Raw genomic sequence first — 7,765 nt, forward strand, 5'->3', positions numbered from 1 at the left:
GCCCGACCGGCCTCGGCTTCGGCACTGGATGCGACGCGACCCGACCGCGCGGCCAGGACGGGTCGACGCTACGGGTCAGCCCGCGAGGTGCCCCCACCGCGGCGCCAGGTCGCTCCACGGGCCGACCTCCGCGATCGCGCCGTCGTGGAGCACGACGACCCGGTCCGCCCGCGCCAGCGCCGCGCGCTTCGACGTCGAACCGATCACCGTGGTCCCCCGTTCGCGCAACGACGACCACAGCTCGATCTCCGTCGCGGCGTCGAGAGCGCTCGACACGTCGTCGGCCAGCAGGAGCTCGGCGTCGGTCGCGAGCGCCCGGGCGAGCGCGAGCCGCTGCACCTGACCACCCGAGAGCCGGACCCCGCGATGCCCCACGAGCGCACCGTGACCGCCCGCCTCGACCACGTCCCGCTCCATACGCGCGGCCGCGACCGGACCGGTGACCTCGCGCTCGTGCCCGAGCCGCACGTTGTCGGCGAACGTCCCCGACAGCACGCGCGGGACCTGCGCGACGTGAGCGACCTGCCCCGGACGCAGGAACGTCTGCGCGTCCTCCACGTCGGTCCCGTTCCAGCGGATGTGGCCCGTGTGCTCCATGAGCCCTGCGAGGGCTGCGAGCAGGCTCGACTTGCCCGCCCCCACCTGGCCGAGCAGGAGCACGAGCTCGCCGCGCTCGATCGTCAGGTCGACGCCCTGCACGCCGATCGTGCCGTCGTCGTGCAGCGCGCTCACGCCCGCCAGCTCCAGCAGCTCGAGCGCCTGCCGTGTGCCCGGCACGGGCGTGGGGGCCGCCCCCGAGAGGAGGTCGACACCCGGGGGCAGGTCCATGAGGTCCGCCCCGGCGGCGAGCCGGCTCGTCGCACGCTGCCACGACCGCGTGCCCGGCGCCTCGGTCACGACCGCCCCCGCGACGACACCGAACCACCCGAAGCCGTTGACCGCGTTCGCGACCAGGAGCGCCGTCGCGAGGTCCCACGTGCCCGTCAGGAGACCGGCCCACGCGGCGACGACACCGAGCTGGATCATGACGAGCGGCACCCCGTCGAGCGCGGCCTGCACCCGGTGCTCGAAGATCGCGGCCCGCACCCGGCCCGCGTCGACCTCGTGCAGGTGCGCGTGCACCTGCGGGGTCCGGGCCGCGAGCTTGACCGAACGCGCCGAGTCGAGCGCCGAGACCAGAGCACGCCCGAACCGGGCGCGGGCGGCCGAGGACCGTGTGGCCGACCGGCCCGCGATCGGGCGACCGAGCGCCGACGCGGCTGCCGAGACGACCATGACCGCGAGCAGCACGGCCCCCGCGAGCCACGACCGGCTGAGCAGGGCCGTGACCCCCGCGATGACGAGCCCGTTGACGAGGTCGACCCAGCGGTCCGCGTAGCGTACGAAGCGGTCGGCGTCCATGGCCCGCGCCACGACCTCGCCCGGCGGCGTGGACGTGAGCCGGTGCTGGCGCGTCTGGCCCGCCATGACGGACATGCGTACACGCAGCAGGACCTCGATCCACCACCGCGGGTAGACGTACAGGGCGCGCGCGAGGCACAAGGGCGCGACCACGAGGAGCACGACGAACGGGACGAGCAGCGTGACCGGGAAGCCCTCGTCGAGCCCCTGGACGGCGTGCCCCCACAGGAAGCCCGTGACGGCCCCCTGCGCCGAGACCAGGCTCGCCACGAGGAACAGCCCGGCGCCCACGACGCCCCACGCGGGACGCACGAACAGCGCGTGCAGGACGCCGCGCGCGAGGCTGGGTCCGTCGCCCGGGTCCGCCAGGGCGGGCGGCTCACCGAGCCGACGTCGACCGCCGACGGCTTCCGCCGCCGGGTCGCCGTCGGAGGTGTCCGTGGATCCGGCAGCTCCTGCCAGGGGTGTCGTGGCGGCCTCGGCCGGGCGCGAGCCCTCGCCCTCCACGAGCTCGCTCCCCCGGCCGTCGACCAGCACCGACGCCGGGCGCCCGTCCTGCGCGACGCTCGCGTCGAGCAGGTCGCGGTAGGGCCCCGCGACGCGCGCGAGCGCGGCCCGGTCGCCCTGCTGGACGACGGCTCCCCGGTCGAGCACCGCGATCAGGCCCGCACGCTCGATCGTCGTGAGACGGTGCGCGACGAGCACGCCCGTGCGCCCTGCGAGCAGCCGCTCGGAGGCGGCCACGACCCGCGCCTCGGTCAGCGGGTCCATGCGCGCCGTGGCCTCGTCGAGGACGACGACCTGGACGTCGCGCACCAGGAGGCGTGCGAACGCGACGAGCTGCTCCTCGCCCGCCGACAGTGACGTCCCACCGGGTCCGAGGAGCGTGTCGAGCCCGTCGGGCAGGCCCGTCACCCACTCGTCGAGGCGCAGCTCGCGCACCGCGGCCTCGATCGACGAGCGTGGGACGTCGGCGAACAGCGCGACGTTCTCGGCGAGAGTCCCCGCGAGGATCTCGGTCCGTTGGGTCACGACACCGACAGCGGCGCGCAGCGCCTGCAGGTCGAGGTCGCGCACGTCGACGCCGCCCAGGAACACGGAACCGCGCGGTGGCTCGACCGCCCGGGACAGCAACGACGCGAGGGTCGACTTGCCCGAGCCCGTCCTGCCGACGAGCGCGACCGTCGCACCGGCGGGCACGTGCAGGCTCACGCCGTCGAGGGCGAACGTGCCCTCGGCGTACGAGAAGTGGACGTCACGGAGCTCGATGCCGACCGGCCCGGCGGGCACGTCGCGCCCACCGACCGGCTCGGGGGCGACCGAGAGCATCTGCCGGATGCGCGTGAGCGCCCCGAGCCCCTCCTGGATGTCGGGCAGGTGGTGCACCAGGTTGTCGGTCTGCCCCACGAACATCGACGTGACGAGGAACAGCGTGACGAGGCGGTCGACGCCCAGCTGGCCGTCGGCGGCGAGCGCCGCGCCCGCGACCGCGACGCCCGCGAGGAGCGACGCGAGCACGAGCCCGGCGCGGCGGAGCATGCGCGACTCGACCGACAGCACGGCCTCGAACTTGCGGTGGACCTGCGCCGACCGCTCGGCGAGCCGTCGCACCGCGAACGACTGGCCCAGGCTCGTGCGCAGGTCGTCGCGCGCCGCCACGGCCTCCTCGAACACGGCCGCATGGTCCGTCCAGGCCGCCTCCTCGATCACCTTCCGGCGGGCGATCTCCCCGAGCATGGGCCGCACGATGAGCCCGGCGACCACGCCGAGCACGGGGAACAGGATCCACGCGGGCCACCACGTCAGCCCGGCCACGACCCACATGGGGATCACGCCGACGAGCGTGCGTCCCGCGCCCCAGGCCTGGCGGCGCACGAGCGTGCCGACCGCGTGGGTGTCGTCGTCGACGCGGTCCAGCACCTCGCCCACGGCCTGCTCGGTGAGCGTGGCCAGGGGCTGGTGCAGGGCTGCGGAGAGCAGGTCGCCGCGCAGGCGCCCCTCGGCCCGGTCGACGACCCCGGCCCAGACCACCTGGCCGACCGTGTCGAGCAGCGCCGCGCCGACGATGCACGCGGCGAGGAGCTGGAGCGTCGCCGTCGTCGGGTCGGCCGCGAGCCAGCCCGCGACGACCGTGCCGTAGGCGGCGCCGACCGCCCCGACCGTGAGCGCGACGAGAGCGACCACGGCCTGCGGACCGCGCAGCCGCCGCCAGTCGAGGCGACGCGCCGGGTCCGTCGAGGTGGCGGTCAGGGAAGAAGGGGCATGGTCTGGGCCGGTCGGAGAGCCGGTGGGTGCATCGGTCATGGCCCGTCGATCCTATGGCGGGCCTCCGACGTGCACGCAGGGATTTTCCGGGCACCGCAGCACGGTCCGGGCACCGAGCCCGCCGACCCGGACCGGGCACCGGGGGGTCGGCTCCCGGGCTCCCGGACGCCGACCCCCGGGGCTCAGATCAGACCGAGTCCCCGCACCGCGTCGCGCTCCTCGACGAGCTCGGCGACCGAGGCGTCGATGCGCTCGCGCGAGAAGTCCGAGATCTCCAGGCCCTGGACGATCTCCCACGTCCCGCCGCGCGAGACCACGGGGAACGAGGCCATGAGGCCCTCGGGAACACCGTAGGACCCGTCAGACACGATGCCCGCGCTCGTCCAGTCGCCCTCGGGCGTGCCGTTGACCCAGTCGAAGACGTGGTCGATCGCGGCGTTCGCGGCCGACGCGGCCGACGAGGCGCCGCGTGCGTCGATGATCGCCGCGCCGCGCTTGGCGACGGTCGGGATGAACTCGCCCGTGAGCCAGGCCGCGTCCGCGGCCAGCTCGGCGCCCGGGCGGCCGGCGACCTCGGCGTGGAAGATGTCCGGGTACTGGGTGGCCGAGTGGTTGCCCCAGATGCTGACCTTGCGGACCTCGGACACAGGCACGCCCGCGCGCTTGGCGACCTGCGTGAGCGCCCGGTTGTGGTCGAGGCGCGTCATGGCGGTGAAGCGGTCCTTCGGCACGTCGGGGGCGTTCGACGCGGCGATGAGGGCGTTGGTGTTGGCCGGGTTCCCGACGACGAGCACGCGGACGTCGTCGGCCGCGCCGGCGTTGATCGCCTCGCCCTGCGGCTTGAAGATTCCGCCGTTGGCCTCGAGGAGGTCTCCGCGCTCCATGCCCGGACCGCGGGGGCGCGCCCCGACGAGCAGGCCGACGTTGGCCCCCTCGAACCCGGCGCGCGGGTCGTCGAAGATGTCGATGCCCGCCAGCAGCGGGAAGGCGCAGTCGTCGAGCTCCATCGCGGTGCCTTCCGCCGCCTTCACCCCCTGGGGGATCTCGAGCAGCCGCAGGCGGACGGGCACGTCCGGTCCGAGGAGCTGACCTGCGGCGATGCGGAACAGCAGGGCGTAACCGATCTGACCGGCGGCTCCGGTCACGGTCACGTTCACGGGAGTTGTCATGGCCACACTCTGTCACAACGCCCCCGCGCTCCCCAGGGGTACCCGCGAACCTCGCCCGTGGGGCGTCGGTCACACCCGCGGGCGCCGCACGCACCCCGCACGCGAAGCCGCACGCGGCCCCGGCCCGCACCCCTGAGAACGCCCGACGGCGCCGCCCACCCGGGAGGTGAGCGGCGCCGTCGGTGCGGTGAGGAGGGTCAGGCAGCCAGGCGGGCAGCCAGGTTCTCGTCGAGCGCCGCGAGGAAGTCCTCGGTCGTCAGCCACTCCTGCTCCGGGCCGACCAGGAGTGCGAGGTCCTTGGTCATCTTGCCGGACTCGACCGTCTTGATGACGACGTCCTCGAGCGTCTCGGCGAACGCCGTGACCTCGGGGGTGCCGTCGATCTTGCCGCGGTGCATGAGGCCACGGGTCCAGGCGAAGATCGACGCGATCGGGTTGGTCGACGTCGGCTTGCCCTGCTGGTGCTGGCGGTAGTGACGCGTCACGGTGCCGTGCGCGGCCTCGGCCTCGACGGTCTTGCCGTCCGGGGTCATGAGGACCGATGTCATGAGGCCGAGCGAGCCGAAGCCCTGCGCGACGGTGTCGGACTGGACGTCGCCGTCGTAGTTCTTGCAGGCCCAGACGTAGCCGCCCTCCCACTTCATGGCCGAGGCGACCATGTCGTCGATGAGGCGGTGCTCGTACGTGAGGCCGGCAGCCTCGAACTGGTCCTTGAACTCGGCGTCGAAGACCTCCTGGAACAGGTCCTTGAACTGGCCGTCGTAGGCCTTGAGGATCGTGTTCTTGGTCGACAGGTACACCGGGTAGTTCCGCTGCAGGCCGTACGCGAACGAGGCGCGCGCGAAGTCCTTGATGGACTCGTTGAAGTTGTACATGCCCATGGCCACGCCACCGTCGTCGCCGTACGTGACGACCGTCTGCTTGATCTCTTCCGAGCCGTCGGCAGGCGTGTAGGTGAGCGTCAGGGTGCCGGCACCGGGGACCTTGAAGTTGGTCGCCTTGTACTGGTCGCCGTGGGCGTGGCGGCCGATGATGATCGGCTTGTTCCAGCCCGGCACGAGGCGCGGGATGTTGGAGATGATGATGGGCTCGCGGAAGACGACGCCACCGAGGATGTTGCGGATGGTCCCGTTCGGGGAGACCCACATCTTCTTCAGGCCGAACTCCTCGACGCGTGCCTCGTCGGGGGTGATGGTCGCGCACTTGACGCCCACGTTGTACTGCTTGATCGCGTTCGCCGCGTCGATCGTCACCTGGTCGTCGGTGGCGTCGCGGTTCTCGATCGACAGGTCGTAGTACTTGAGGTCGATGTCGAGGTAGGGGTAGATGAGGCGGTCCTTGATGAACTGCCAGATGATGCGCGTCATCTCGTCACCGTCGAGCTCGACGACCGGGTTGACGACCTTGATCTTGCCCATGCGGGGGTAACTCCAACTCTGCGAGGGGAACCTGCGGCCGCCCGGGGGCTACCGGCGAGTGCCGGAACTCGCGCGCGCGAACCGTTGATGCTGACCGCCGCCCAGGGTACTCGACTTCTCGACATCAAGATACTTTCCGTCCGGTCCGCGCGGCAGAGCACGGCACGCCCCCACGGCGCCGCCCGTCCCCGGCGCCCGGCCCGCCCTCTGGCGCGGTCGCGCTCGCGGAGTGAGACTGGTCACGAACTGATCAGCGAACTCCCAGACATCGGTGGCAGGATGCCTCCGAGATGCCGGTTCTGCACCGACCTCGCATGTTCATCCCGAACGTCCGGCCTTCCCGGACCCCACACAGACACCAGACAGGAACACCATGTCCCAGGACACTTCAGCACCTGACGCAGTCGTCGTCGACGAGACGACCGTCGTGGTCGGGCCGAGCCTGCTCGCCCGGCTCGGCGCCGAAGCCTTCGGCACGTTCTTCCTCGTCCTCGCGATCCTCGGCGCAGCGCTCTACAGCGTCGGCGGCCTCGGCACGGGCACGATCGGCGTCGCTCTCGCCGGCGGCATCGCGCTGCTCGGAGGGATCGCCGCGGTCGGGCACGTCTCCGGCGGACACTTCAACCCGGCCGTGACGCTCGGCGCGGCCATCGGCGGCCGCACCGCCTGGGCCGACGTCCTCCCCTACTGGCTCGCCCAGCTCGTCGGTGGCGTCATCGCCTCGGCCGTGCTCTTCGCGACCATCCCGTCCTCGGCGCTCCCCGTGCTCCAGCAGAGCGGCCTGATCGCCGACGCGACGCAGCAGGCCTTCCTCTCCGCGACCGCGAACGGCTTCGGGGAGCACTCCCCGCTCGCGACCGCGACGAACGGCGCCTTCTCGTTCAGCGTCTGGTCGGCGCTCATCATCGAGATCGTCGCTGCCGCCATCTTCGTCGGCGTGATCCTCGGCGTCACGGACAAGCGCTCGAACTCCAGGCTCGCGCCCGTCGCGATCGGCCTGACCCTCACGGTGCTGCTGATCGTGGTCGCGCCGTTCACGAACGCAGGGCTCAACCCCGCCCGCTCGTTCGCCGCCGCCGTCTTCGCGGGCGGGTGGACCTGGAGCCAGCTCTGGCTCTTCGTCGTCGCCCCGCTCGCGGGCGCCGCGATCACCGCGCTGTTCTACCGGGCGTTCGCCTTCGCCCCCGTCCAGGACGACCTCCTGGCCGAGGACGAGGTCTTCGTGGTCGACGAGGCCGCGGTCGTGTCCGAGGGCACGGGGGCCGCGGGCGCTACCGCCACTGCCGGCGCAGCGACGGCCGCCGCGGTCGCCGAGGAAGCGGCGACTCCCGCCGCAGAGGTTCCGACCGCCGTCGAGACGGTCGAGGTGACCGAGACGGTCGAGGTCGTCGAGGCTGCCGAGCCCGCGGAGGCGGACACCACCGGGCCCGACGCGTCGGACCCTCAGTCGACGGACGGCACGGCCCCCAAGGCCTGACGCCGCCGCTCCACCAGGACGACGAGGCCCGGTCC

General features: G+C 72.8%; 4 protein-coding genes. 1 reads left to right on the plus strand and 3 read right to left on the minus strand.

Annotated elements, in window-relative coordinates; translation table 11 throughout:
• Positions 1-75: 75 nt before the first annotated feature.
• The 3 genes from ACFRCR_RS14730 to ACFRCR_RS14740 form a co-directional block, all read right to left on the minus strand.
• Positions 76-3,705: an ATP-binding cassette domain-containing protein gene (locus ACFRCR_RS14730; RefSeq protein ID WP_377678547.1), complete on the minus strand. Its 3,630-nt coding sequence runs from the start codon at positions 3,703-3,705 to the stop codon at positions 76-78.
• Between the two features lie 143 nt (positions 3,706-3,848).
• Positions 3,849-4,835 (minus strand): malate dehydrogenase, encoded by a 987-nt coding sequence (locus ACFRCR_RS14735; RefSeq protein WP_377678549.1) that lies wholly within the window; start codon positions 4,833-4,835, stop codon positions 3,849-3,851.
• A 197-nt stretch (positions 4,836-5,032) separates the two neighbouring features.
• Positions 5,033-6,253, minus strand: coding sequence for an NADP-dependent isocitrate dehydrogenase (locus ACFRCR_RS14740; protein WP_191795760.1), 1,221 nt, complete (start codon positions 6,251-6,253; stop codon positions 5,033-5,035).
• A 373-nt stretch (positions 6,254-6,626) separates the two neighbouring features.
• Here ACFRCR_RS14740 and ACFRCR_RS14745 point away from each other — a divergent pair, with 373 nt between their 5' ends.
• A complete protein-coding gene (locus ACFRCR_RS14745; protein WP_377678551.1) occupies positions 6,627-7,730 on the plus strand; it encodes an aquaporin in 1,104 nt (367 codons plus the stop codon).
• Positions 7,731-7,765 lie beyond the last annotated feature (35 nt).

Origin of the sequence: Oerskovia sp. NPDC056781, assembly GCF_042789955.1 — a bacterium.
GTDB lineage: Bacteria > Actinomycetota > Actinomycetes > Actinomycetales > Cellulomonadaceae > Oerskovia > Oerskovia rustica.